The sequence below is a fragment of the Mesorhizobium sp. M0239 genome (assembly GCF_040321815.1).
GTDB lineage: Bacteria > Pseudomonadota > Alphaproteobacteria > Rhizobiales > Rhizobiaceae > Mesorhizobium.
Map to the genome: position 1 here is coordinate 1 of NZ_JAMYSG010000059.1, position 11,849 is coordinate 11,849.

General features: G+C 61.3%; 7 protein-coding genes and 2 pseudogenes. 6 read left to right on the forward strand and 3 right to left on the reverse strand.

Annotated features, from left to right (window positions below; all coding sequences use genetic code 11):
- Positions 1–393 precede the first annotated feature (393 nt).
- The 5 genes from NKI99_RS32805 to NKI99_RS32825 are packed head-to-tail and all read left to right on the forward strand — an operon-like array spanning position 394 to position 5,857.
- A complete protein-coding gene (locus NKI99_RS32805) occupies positions 394–1,995 on the forward strand; it encodes an ABC transporter substrate-binding protein (protein ID WP_352613604.1) in 1,602 nt (533 codons plus the stop codon).
- Between the two features lie 9 nt (positions 1,996–2,004).
- Positions 2,005–2,946, forward strand: coding sequence for an ABC transporter permease (locus tag NKI99_RS32810; protein WP_352613606.1), 942 nt, complete (start codon positions 2,005–2,007; stop codon positions 2,944–2,946).
- Position 2,947: 1 nt separating this feature from the next.
- On the forward strand, positions 2,948–3,829 hold the full coding sequence (locus NKI99_RS32815; protein WP_352613608.1) for an ABC transporter permease: 882 nt from the start codon (positions 2,948–2,950) through the stop codon (positions 3,827–3,829).
- 1 nt (position 3,830) lies between these two features.
- On the forward strand, positions 3,831–4,838 hold the full coding sequence (locus tag NKI99_RS32820) for an ABC transporter ATP-binding protein (protein WP_352613610.1): 1,008 nt from the start codon (positions 3,831–3,833) through the stop codon (positions 4,836–4,838).
- Positions 4,835–5,857 carry an ABC transporter ATP-binding protein gene (locus NKI99_RS32825; protein ID WP_352613612.1) on the forward strand — a complete coding sequence of 341 codons (1,023 nt, stop codon included), beginning with the start codon at positions 4,835–4,837 and terminating at the stop codon, positions 5,855–5,857. Before NKI99_RS32820 ends, NKI99_RS32825 begins: the two co-directional genes overlap by 4 nt.
- Before the next feature lie 792 nt (positions 5,858–6,649).
- Here the strand turns inward: NKI99_RS32825 and NKI99_RS32830 are convergent.
- Positions 6,650–7,054: pseudogene (locus NKI99_RS32830) on the reverse strand (ATP-binding protein); the annotation flags it as partial.
- 469 nt (positions 7,055–7,523) lie between these two features.
- Between NKI99_RS32830 and NKI99_RS32835 the strand changes: the two are divergent.
- Positions 7,524–9,593: a recombinase family protein gene (locus NKI99_RS32835; RefSeq protein WP_352613613.1), complete on the forward strand. Its 2,070-nt coding sequence runs from the start codon at positions 7,524–7,526 to the stop codon at positions 9,591–9,593.
- A gap of 29 nt (positions 9,594–9,622) precedes the next feature.
- Here the strand turns inward: NKI99_RS32835 and NKI99_RS32840 are convergent.
- Positions 9,623–9,946 (reverse strand): annotated as a pseudogene (locus NKI99_RS32840) (ATP-binding protein); the annotation flags it as partial.
- 15 nt (positions 9,947–9,961) lie between these two features.
- Positions 9,962–11,500 (reverse strand): IS21 family transposase, encoded by a 1,539-nt coding sequence (istA, locus tag NKI99_RS32845; protein ID WP_352613615.1) that lies wholly within the window; start codon positions 11,498–11,500, stop codon positions 9,962–9,964.
- Positions 11,501–11,849: the final 349 nt, after the last annotated feature.

The following is an 11,849-nucleotide window of genomic DNA, read 5'->3' on the forward strand; positions in this document are numbered from 1 at the left end:
AGCGATGGGACGATCTGGAATCTGCTGAACGAGGCCACCGCGTGGCATGACTGCCTCACCAAAATCCCGCACTCGACTACCGGGTGGCACAACACAGCGAGGTAGTGAGCGAGAAGCACTCCGTTCGTTATCAATGACTTCGACACTGGCGTGGCTGAACCGGTGTCATGGCAGAGCCGGCCGTACGATCGGGCTGAGGGCAAACATGACACTTCCCGATGGGCGAAGCTTGGGCAAGCCTCATCGACAATACCGCGCACGGCGCACGTGTGCGGTGATGACGATCGAAGGGTCATGCTGCTGGACGCCGCGTAAACCCACAGCCCGACTCTCGATGTTTATCGGCAGGCCGGCGCGGATCAACCGCTACCAACTAGAAAGGGGAACTGGAACATGAGAATCTCTCGACGCGAATTCGTCAAGACGGGTTTGGTCGCCGGAACGGCCTTATCGATCCCTTCTGTCCTACGGGCGCAGACCGCATCTAGTGAGGCGCGGACGATCCGCATGGTCAAGAGCGGTGACCTCCGCGTCTTCGATCCGGTCTTTTCAACGGCTGCCATCACCGCTGAACATGGCCTAGCGATCTACGACATGCTGTTCTCGCTCGACTCCAATTTTATGCCGCGGCCGCAAATGGTGGGGAGGTGGGGCGTTTCCGACGACAAGAAGACCTATACGTTCGAGCTTCGGGATGGTCTAGGCTGGCACGACGGCACCCCTGTTACCGCGGCGGACTGTGTCGCCTCGATCCGTCGCTGGGGCCAGGTAAATTCCGGCGGACAACTGATTATGGAGCGGGCCAAGGACATCTCGAAGAAGGACGATAAAACCTTCACGATTGGGCTCAACGAGCCGCTGGGGCTTCTGATTGACATCCTGGCGACAATTGCGCCCTGCCTGTTCATCATGCGAGAGAAGGACGCGGATCTCCCCGCAACCGAGCAGGTGAGCACGAATATCGGATCGGGGCCCTTCGGATTTAATGAAACTCTTGCCAAGCCGGGCGCGAGCTTCACCTATGATCGCAATGAAAAGTACGTCCCGCGCAGCGAGGCGCCCGACGGATTGTCTGGCGCGAAAATCGTCAAGGTCGATCGCGTCATCTGGGAGAATATCGGGGATCAGCAGACTGCTTTCGCGGCGTTGCAATCTGGCGAGATTGATTACCTTGAACAGCCCCCCGTCGATTTTTTCTCAGAGATCGAAAGCGATCCCAACCTTGCTCTCCAGGTTCTGAACAAGACCGGCCAGGACATGTACATGCGTATGAACCATCTGCAGAAGCCGTTTGACAATGTGAAGGTGCGCCGGGCGATGCTTCACCTGATCGATCAAGAGGCGTTCATGCGCGTCGTGTCCCCTGACCCAAAATACTCCAACATCGTCACTTCGATATTTGGAACTGGGACGCACTATTCCAACGACGAAAATACGGGATGGTACAAGAAGGGCGGCGACCTGGAAAAGGCAAAGCAACTCCTGAAGGAGGCCGGATATGCCGGCGAGAAGGTCGTCATTCTCCAACCCACGAATATACCGAGCTCGAACAATGCCGCGCAGTTGCTGGCGGCCACGCTGCGGCAAATTGCGGTCAATGCCGAGCTCGCCCCGAGCGACTGGGGTGGGGTAGTCACGCGTCGGGCGAACAAGGGCCCTGTTGAGAACGGCGGCTGGAGCATCTTAATCACGAGCTGGTCCGACTATTCGTGCAGCGATCCGATTGGTACACCCACCCTCGCCGCGAACGGCGAAAAGGCCTGGTATGGCTGGCCGAAGAACGACGAATATGAGGTCCTCCGAGCCAAATGGGCAGATGTCGACACAGTCGAAGAGCGGAAGGCGCTGGCCCGCAAGATGCAAGGGATTTGGTGGGACTTCGTTGGCGATGTGAGGCTGGGCCAATTTGTCGCGCCGATCGCGCGCCGCAAATCGCTGACCGGCCTCATCGGCATGCCGGAGGTCGTTCCGATGTGGAACATGCAGAACGGCTAGGGGCGCACAATGGCTGCCTACATCCTGCGCCGGATGGTCTCGACCGTCGCCGTCATGGCGATGGTCGGGGTCTTCGTCTTCCTGCTCCTCAGGCTCGCGCCCGGCGACCCTGCAGCTATCATCGCTGGCGATACGGCCACGCCACAAATGGTCGCCGGCATTCGGCAACAGTTGGGACTGAATGATCCCCTGCCGGTTCAATTCATACGTTGGGTGCGGGACATGCTCGGCGGCGATTTCGGCACCTCGATCTTTGCCGGACGACCGGTTCTCGAGCTCATCTCGCAGCGGCTTGAACCGACCCTTTCCCTGTCGATCCTGACGATGATCCTCTCCGTGTCGGTTGGGATCTCCTTCGGCATCCTCGCCGCTTGGCAATCTGGCGGTCTCGTTGATCGCCTCCTCGCCGCCTTTTCGGCCCTTGGTTATTCCGTCCCGGTCTTTGTCATCGGCTATTTCCTCATATACTTCTTCGCCATCAGGACACAGTGGCTACCTGTCCAGGGATATGTACCGATCGATGGTCGCCTCTGGCTGTGGCTTGTGCACTTGGTCCTCCCTACCGTAGCCCTTAGTCTTGCGTACATTGCATTTATCGCAAGGGTTACGCGCGCGAGCATGCTCGAGGTCCTGTCGGAAGATTATATGCGAACAGCCGCTGCCAAGGGCGCTTCGTCCTATGCCATGCTCTTCCACCATGCCTTAAAAAACGCCGGGGTGCCGATCGTGACTGTCATCGGCATAAGCTTCGCTTATCTTATCGGCGGCGTCGTCCTTACGGAAACGGTGTTCAACATACCCGGTGTCGGTCGTCTGGTCGTGGATGCCATCAACAACCGCGACTATCCTATCATTCAAAGCGTGCTCATCCTGACTTCGGGTCTGTACGTCTTTATCAACCTCATGGTCGATCTTGCCTATACGCTGATCGATCCCCGCATCCGGTACTGATATGACCCTCCTCTCCGCACCAGTTGAAGCCGTGCCGATGGGTCGGCTGCAGCTATCCGATGTTCCCCGTCTGGCAAGGCGGCACCCGCTGGTCCTGATAGGCGGCGGCCTCCTGGTGCTCCTGATCATTCTGGCGCTCGGCGCCCCGCTTTACGCCGGCGATCCGGTGAACATGGATCCATTCAAGCGCCTCCAGCCGCCTTCGGCCGAGATGTGGTTCGGAAGCGACAATCTGGGCCGGGACGTGTTCGCGCGAACGATCTTCGGTGCCCGGATTTCTCTCATGGTCGGGCTGATATCGGCGGCGTGCGCGGCCCTATGCGGGCTGCTGATCGGTGTTGTAGCCGGCTACAGCCGGAGCTTCGACAACGTCGTCATGCGGGTAATGGACGGCCTCATGTCGATCCCGACGATTCTGCTGGCGATTGCTCTCATCTCCCTGACCGGCCCCGGCATCGGCATCCTCATCGTCGCCATCGCGATCCCTGAGACGCCGGCCGTCACTCGGCTGGTTCGGTCGGTGGTCCTGGGCGTTCGCGAGCGTCCCTACGTGGAAGCCGCGCTCTGCGGCGGTGCGGGCCTGCCCAAGGTACTGTGGCGACATATCCTGCCGAGCACCATTCCGGCGCTGATGGTCCAGGGCGCTACTGTCTGCGCCAGCGCGATCCTGACGGAGGCGGGCTTGAGCTTCCTCGGTGTGGGCGTGCCGCCCGAAATCCCCAGCTGGGGCAACATGATCGCGAGCTCCCGCCTCTATCTCGCCATCGCGCCCATGACGATTTTCGCCCCCGGCATCTGCCTTGCCGTCACGGTCCTTGCCGTCAACCTGCTCGGGGATGGCCTGCGCGACATGTTTGACCCCCGCACCAAGCGGAGGCGCTGATATGCAGATGTATCAAACCGCAGGAAACGACGTGCTTCTCGATGTTAGAAATCTGGAAACGCATTTCTACGGCCAAGAGAGCGTCACCCGCGCCCTCGGCGGGATCAGCTTCCAAGTCAAGAAAGGCGAGACGCTCGGCGTCGTCGGCGAATCGGGATGCGGGAAGAGCGTGACCGCTCTCTCCATCCTTCGCCTGCTGCCGAAGATGACAGCCAGAACCGTCGGCGGCAAGGTCTGCTTTCACGGAAGTGACCTGCTTCGGCTGTCCGACCGGCAAATGCGACGGATCCGTGGCGACCAGATCGCGATGATCTTTCAAGACCCGATGACCAGTCTCAACCCGGTTTATACTGTCGGCCGCCAGATTGCTGAGGCGGTGCAGATCCACACGGGAGCCTCCCGGTCAGATGCAATGGCAAAGGCCGGGGAAATGCTCCGTCTTGTCCGGATCGCAGACCCGGAGCGTCGCGTCAACAACTATCCCCACGAAATGTCGGGCGGCATGCGCCAGCGCGCCATGATCGCCATGGCTCTTGCCTGCTCACCGGAACTGTTGATCGCTGACGAGCCGACAACGGCCCTCGATGTCACAATCCAGGCGCAGATCCTGCGGCTCATCGTCGATCTGAAAGAGCGCACGGGAACGGCCGTGATGTTCATCACGCATGACCTGGGGGTTGTCGCCGAGACATGCCAACGCGTGATCGTGATGTATGCTGGCCAGATCGTAGAACAAGCGAACGTGATAGATTTGTTTGCGCATCCCGCGCACCCCTACACTCAGGGCCTCATGCGATCGGTGCCGGATCCGCGGCGAGGCCGTCAGCGCCGTCTTCCAGAGATTCCTGGGATCGTGCCAAACCTGCGAGAGCCCATTGTCGGGTGCAGCTTTGCGCCTCGCTGCCCGTTCGCGATAGATATTTGCCGCGAGAAGAGCCCCGCCCTCCGTGGTGTCGGGTTGAGCCACGCCGCAGCCTGCTGGCGCGCCGAAGAGGTGATAGGCGCATGAGTGGTCCTCTGCTGAAAGTCGAGAATCTGACCAAGCATTATCCGCTCGGTGCGGGATTCCTGAAGAAGACCATTCCGGTGATCCGGGCGGTGGAGAATGTGTCCTTTTCCGTCAAGGCGGGCGAGACGCTTTGCATCGTCGGCGAATCCGGCTGCGGCAAGTCTACCGTCGCGCGGCTCTTGATGCGGCTCGTGGAGCCGACGAACGGGCGCGTGCTGATCGATGGCACTGACATTGCGGGTCTCAAGAAGCAAGCGCTTCGGGCGTTTCGCCGTCGGATGCAGATGATCTTCCAGGACCCCTATTCGTCGCTGAACCCGCGCCTCAGAGCCGAGCAGATCATCACCGAACCGGTCGAGAATTTCGAGCGCCTCAGCCGGAAGCAGCGCAACGCGCTTGCCGCGGACCTGCTCCGGAAGGTCGGAATGTCGCCCGAGATGATGCACAGGCTGCCGTCCGAGTTGTCGGGCGGCCAGCGGCAGCGACTCGGCATAGCGCGGGCGCTGTCCCTCCAGCCCTCGCTCGTCATCGCCGACGAGGCCGTCTCAGCGCTCGACGTGTCGGTGCAGGCACAGATCCTGAACCTGCTCCTGGATCTCCAGCAGCAGATGGGCATCGCCTTCGTCTTCATCTCGCATGACCTCGGCGTCGTGGAGCATATCGGCCATCGCGTGGCGGTCATGTATTTGGGGCGAATCGTGGAGCTCGCGCCATGCGAGGCGCTGTTCGCCAAGCCGGTCCACCCGTACACGGAGGCCCTGATCGCGGCAGCGCCGGTGCCGGATCCCGCACGACTTCGGCTGGAGGTGCCCGTCGAAGGCGAGGTGCCAAGCCCCATTAATCCGCCGAGCGGGTGCGCGTTCCACCCGCGCTGTCCGCTCGCGGTCGAGCGTTGCCGTATTGAAGTGCCGCCTTTGGTGCCGATGGCCGACGGGCGCGTCGTGGCCTGCCACGTGCGGGCTCCCGCTTGCGCCCCCGCGCCCAGGGGGCCGCAGGTTGCTCAGGTGGACGCGCGTTAAGGAAGAAGGGATACTATTCGGCAGTATTCGCCTGTACAAGTGCAGTTCATCAGGAGAGTGCGGTGCGCACAGCGCCAGATCCCAACCAAGTGACGCTGTGGCATGGTACTACATCGCGCCGGGAAAGCCACAGCAAAGCTGGTCACATCGCTCCGCCAGACCAAGCTCGTTGCTGGAAAGCCTGGCGCGTCAGCTTAAATCCTGTTTCATAACACCCATCTGTCTAGTCGTTGAAGTGAATAGGTTTTGCTGATCTGGATGCGATCCCATGGGGTATTTTGGTTTTGCCGCGCGCGATGAGCGATGCGCTTAGCCGCCGGTTCGCTAATCGTTGATCGGCTGAAGACCCATGGACCATCTGGCAGAGGATGAATCCTTCAACCTCGCTGCGCGAGCCTGAGGATCTTCGGTCCAACGCCGAGAAGGCGCGCCTCCTTGTTTAGGTTAACCATGGCGCAGTTCAGTATGGACGCCGCCGCTCTATGGGATCAGGACAACGATCTCTGACGCTTCGTCATCGATATCGGCAGAGCTTCTTAAGGGTACCTCGCTCGTGTTCTTTATCACGATCCCCGAGTTTACCACCGCCTCCAAGTTGGCGGCTGACGCGTTAGGCAACTACCTCATTGGTATTATCAAGACACGCCGATACTCGCAGCGATCGCCATCCTGGAGACGCTGCAGCAGGCTAAGAATTTCGGTGCGGAGCACTACCGCTTCATCGAGGCGATCTCGATGACTGGCTTCTTCTATCTGGTCTTCAGCCTTGTGGCCTCGGCATCGTCCAGACAGTCAGTGTTTTCGCATGCTTTCTCCGGTGAGTTGAAGGCGGTGAGCGTTGTGGACGAGGCGATCCAGAATCGCGTCGCCGAGGGTGGGATCGCCGATGACGTCGTGCCAGTGCTGCACGGGGATTTGGCTGGTGACGATTGTGGATGCACGGCCATGGCGATCGTCGAGGATCTCCAGCAGGTCGCGGCGCTCGGCCGCATTGAGAACCGACAGGCCCCAGTCGTCGAGGATGAGGAGTTGAACGCGCCCGAGCGTCTTGAGCAGCCGCCCATAGCGCCCGTGGCCGCGCGCCAGGGCGAGCGCCTCGAACAGGCGCGGGACGCGATGATAGAGCACCGATCGATTGTCGCGGCAAGCCTTGTGGCCAAGCGCGCAGGCAAGCCAACTCTTGCCCAGGCCGGTCGGACTGGGCTCATAATGCCCGTTATCAGGATGGCGAGGCAAAGAAGATTGTCCGTTACGCCTTTCATCCACGTTCGGGCGGGGAGATTTTCGTCACAGGCCTTCAGCGTTATTGCGGTGAGCCGGCCTATGTCGGGCGACAACCGGATGGCAGCCTGGCGCTGATTCCGATCTGGATGACGGAAGAGATCGCCCTGACGATGGCGGTTCGCGAGGCGCCCCGTTTTCCCCTTTCATGCCTGCGCGACCTGCGCCGCGAGGTTGATGCATGTCTACGTTTTCTGCAGAGCGACTCACGCCAGCCAGGAGACGACCATGCAGCGCAGGCAATGCCGAACCGACCAGCCAGACCTGTTTTCCAAGAAGGCTCCGCGATCGAGTCTTCCAGGCGAAGTCCGGGAACGCACCCTCCCGCTGATCGAGACCTTGCTGAGGGAAGCGGTGGTAAGCCAGACGGGACGGGAGGCAGATCATGAAAATCACCGCTGAACATCTCGCGCGCGGTGCCTATGTCTATGTCCGGCAGTCGACGGCCGATCAACTCGTCAACAATCCCGAGAGCCGGCGACGCCAATATGGCCTTGCCGAGCGAGCGCGGTCCCTTGGCTGGAAAGACGCCATCGTCATCGATGAAGATCTCGGTCGTTCAGGGTCTGGCATCAGCCGTCCGGGCTTTGAGAAGCTTCTGGCGGCGATCTGCGAAGGTCGGGTTGGTGCGGTCCTCGCCATTGAAGCCTCCCGGCTGGCCCGCAATGGCCGGGACTGGCATACGCTCATCGAGTTTTGCGGCCTTGTCGGAACGCTCATCATCGATGAGGACGGCATCTACGAACCGCGTCATCCCAACGACAGGCTGCTGCTCGGCATGAAGGGCACGATGAGCGGACTGGAGCTTTCGATCCTGCGGGCCCGCTCGATCGAAGCCCTGAAGCAGAAGGCACGACGGGGCGAACTTTTCCTGACGGTGGCGATCGGTTACGTCAAGTCGGGCCGGAACCGGGTCGAGAAAGACCCGGACCTGCGGATCCGCGAGGCGATCGATCTTGTATTCCGGCGTTTCGACGAACTGCAGAGCATCCGGCAGGTGTATCTGTGGTTGCGCCGCGAGGGCATTATGCTCCCTGCCGTAAATTACACGCGCGCGGCGGACAGGGCGATCGTCTGGAAGCTGCCCGTCTACAATACGGTGCACCACATTCTCACCAACCCGATCTACGCCGGCGCCTATGCGTTCGGGCGAACCTGCAGCAAAGTCACCATAGAGGCCGGACGCAAACGGATTTTGCGTGGGATCAGGCGCGATCGCGCCGACTGGGAGGTCTTGCTCATCGACCATCACGAAGGTTACCTGAGCTGGCACGATTTTGAGAGGAATCAGCGCCTGACCACGGACAATGCCACAAGCAAAGGCCTGGTGCCGCGCGGTGCTCTTCGCCGGGGCGAGTTGCTGCTCGGCGGTCTCTTGCGCTGCGGCCATTGCGGCCGCAAGCTGCATGTCTCCTATTCCGGCAGCAACGGCAATACGGGGCGCTATCATTGCCGCGGAGCGCAGGTCAACCACGGAACCGACCCGTGCATCGGCTTCGGATCGTTGCGGGTCGATCAGGCGGTCAGCGCGGAGGTTCTTCAACGCCTTCAACCGCTCGGCATGGAAGCGGCGATCAAGGCCATCGAGACCTCCACCGTGCAGGCTGGAGAGAAGCGGCGCCATGTGGAGCTCGCACTCGAGCAGGCACGTTATGAAGCCGCCCATGCACGCCGCCAGTATGACGCCGTCGACCCGGGCAACCGGCTTGTAGCAGGCGAACTGGAGCGACGCTGGAATGCCGCGCTCGCAGCCGTCCGCGAGCGTCAGGACGAGCTTGACGCGCTCGACCGCCACAAGCCTGAGGCTCTGGGAGAAGAGGAACGGCGGAGCCTGCTGCGCATGGGCGCCGATCTCGAACTGGCATGGCATCATGCCAACGCCACCGCCACCACGCGCAAGCGGATCATCCGTGCCGTGATCCGCGAGATTGTCGTCGCCATCGAAGACGACCACATCAAAATGCTGGTGCATTGGCAGGGCGGCGACCATACCGAGCTTTCGGTCAGGAAGAACAAGGCAGGCCATCACCATTGGGGCGCCCCGCCGGACATCGAGGACCTGATCCGTGCCCTGGCACGCCAATTGCCGGATAGAGCGATCGCATCGCTTCTCAACCGGCTCGGCAAAACCACGGGTCGTCTGAACGGATGGACGCAGTCCCGTGTCTGCACTTTCCGCAACCAGCACGACATCGCCGTCTACAAAAAGGACGAACGGTCGGAGCGCGGCGAGTATACATTGCAGGAAACGGCTGCGAAGCTCGGCCTGCGGCCAATGACCGTGCTGCGCATGATCCGCGCCGGCGATCTGAAGGCCGAGCAGTATTGCAAGGGTACGCCCTGGATCATCCGTCATGAAGATATCGAGCAACTCGATATCCAGCACCATTCCGGCAGGAGCGGACACAGTCCATTATCACAATCACAGGATCAGCAGATCCAGCTTTTTCAATAGTAGCGAGGTGTGCATTATGTCGTGGGATCGGTCGCGCCCGTGACCAGCAAGTTCTCGTGTCGATCGATCCAGTCGCCGGCAACGAGCCTGGCGAAGACGGCGCGGTCGATGCCGCGCGGGGTGCGCAAATCGACATCCTCCACGCATGCGCTCTGGCGCAGCGCGGCGAATTTGAGGCGCGTCGTGAGCCGTTTGGTGTCGCGCTCGGCGGCTTCGCGGTCGACAAGAAGACCGATGCGCTCCTCGAACGACAGGGCCTCCAGATCCGGCGATCGTCGCTGTTCCTCGAAGGCTTTGGCCATTCCGGCCAGGCCGAGTGCGACCAGCCGTTCATGGGTGGGATGGGTGAGCATTGAGAGCTCCATGGTTCAGTGGAAATAGCCCTGACCGCGGATGTTGCCGTGGCGCAGGGGTTGGTGATCGGGTGCCTCGTCGAGGAAAGCGCGATCAAGGCCGGTCTTGAGGATCGAACGGATCGAGGCGAGGGAGCGTGCCTTGATGAGGATGCCGCGTTGGCAGGCTGCATCGACGCGCGTGTTGCCGTAGCTCTTGGTCAGCGCCAGAATGCCGAGACAGGTGCGAAAGCCCTGTTCGGGATGCGGCCGGTCAGCGATGACAGCCTGGAAAAAGGCGGCGGTGGAAGGACCAATCTTCTCGCCGGCCGCGATCAATCCTCCCGGCGTCCACTTGCCGTAGCGGCGATGCGCGCTCGGCATGTGATCGGCAACGGTCGTATGGCCGCGCCGGTTGGGCGCACGGGCGTGGCTGGCGATCCGCTGACCCTTGTGGAAGATCTCGACGGTGTTGTCGGCGATGCGCACATCGACGAGCTCGCGGATGAGACGATAGGGCGTGGAATACCAGTGCCCGTCGACCTCGACATGATATTCGGGCGCGACGCGGCAACGCTTCCAGCGCGCAAAGACGTATGGCTGATCTGGCAGTTCTGCCAGCTTCGGTCTGTCGATCTCGGCGAACAGTTCGGCTCGGCTGGAGCCGAAACCGCGCATCTGGCGGGCATTGAGTTCGGCGACGAGCAGGCGGATGGCGGCGTTCAGCTCCGCCAGACAAAAGAAGCGCTGATTGCGCAGCCGCGCCAGCACCCAGCGCTGGGCAATTTGCACGGCGACCTCGACCTTTGCCTTATCCTTCGGGCGTCTCGGCCTCGCTGCGAGGACTGCGGTGCCGTAATGGCTCGCCATCTCGGCATAGGTCCGGTTGAGGCCGGGGTCGTAGCGATCGGGGTTGGTGACGGCGGCCTTGAGATTGTCGCAGATCACGAACTTCGGCACGCCGCCCAGAAAGGTGAAAAGGTTCGCATGCACGCCGATCCAGTCGGACAGGCTCTCGCTCGGGCACGCCTCGGCATAGGTATAGTTCGAGGCGCCCATCGCTGCGACGAACAGCTTCATGGAATGCGCTTCGCCGGTGATGGGGTCGAAGATGTCGATGGTGTCGCCGGCGAAATCGACAAACACCTTCTCGCCGCCCAGGTGCGTCTGGCGCATCGTCGGGCGCGCGCCCTTTCCAGGCCTCGAAGGTCGTGCAAAACCAGGTATAGCCAAAGCCGCATCGGGATTGGCGGCACGATACTCTTCCCAAAGCAGCACCCGTGTTACGCCGCGCCGGCGCAACTCCTTCTCCACATAGCTCCAATCGGGCACCGGCCGCCGGGGGCTTTGCGACGCCGCCTTCGGCGCTGGGAACAGCAGCAGCTCAAGGCCTTCGTCATCCATCCCTTCAGGCAGCGGCCAGCTCAGCCCGGCAAGACGGGCGCGCCGCAGATAACCATGCACGACACCATTGCTCACCCCAAGCGTGTGCGCGATGACGCGTTCGGTCAGGCCCGCATGCCTTAGACGTAAAACTTCTCTGATCCGGCGCATCGACAATCTCTGGGTTGGCATCAGGCTTCCTCGTTTTGAACGAGGCATCCTGTAGACCGGTTGAGTTGTCGGCCGAAGCGTCCAGCACCTCCGAAAAGATACTCACGATCGCCTGAAATCGTTGCTCATGATCCCGTGAAATCCGTGCTCACGATGCGGTGAAATCTGTGCTCACGATCGCCTGAAATACGCAGCCCTTCGGGATCCGGCAAGACAACCGTTCTGCCCATGCTGATGACGCTTGAGAGGATCAACGGCGGGGTCATCTATGTCGACGGCGAGCCCCGTGGCACGAGGCCAAGCCAGGCTGCAAAATCTCGTCCGCGTTTGAAGCTCTCCATCGGGGGAGCAAAGCCGCTGATCGCCAGCG